This is a genomic window from Pseudoalteromonas sp. GW168-MNA-CIBAN-0100 (assembly GCF_040309225.1).
Lineage (GTDB): Bacteria > Pseudomonadota > Gammaproteobacteria > Enterobacterales > Alteromonadaceae > Pseudoalteromonas > Pseudoalteromonas arctica.
On the sequence record NZ_JBEOOL010001081.1, the window covers coordinates 1 to 237 of the forward strand.

Below are 237 nucleotides of genomic sequence, written 5' to 3' on the forward strand. Positions count from 1 at the left end.
GCCATAAAGCAAGTTGTTATGTTGTTTAAGAGTAATAATATAGGTGATTTTATGGAAAAAGCGACGCATTTACGTTGTCAAAATAATCGAAGCTGGCTTACTAATTTATATAAAAAAATAGTATTTAAAGCCTTTTCATCGATTCAAACAGGGCAAATAACGTTAGTTGATAATAACGAACGCAGTACTTTTGGCGATTTATCGTCAGCTGCAAAAGTAACGATTACTGTTAATAAT

General features: G+C 31.2%; 1 pseudogene. It reads left to right on the top strand.

Features of this window, described 5'->3' with window-relative positions:
• Positions 1-51 precede the first annotated feature (51 nt).
• Positions 52-237: pseudogene (locus AAEY62_RS24680) on the top strand (SAM-dependent methyltransferase); the annotation flags it as partial.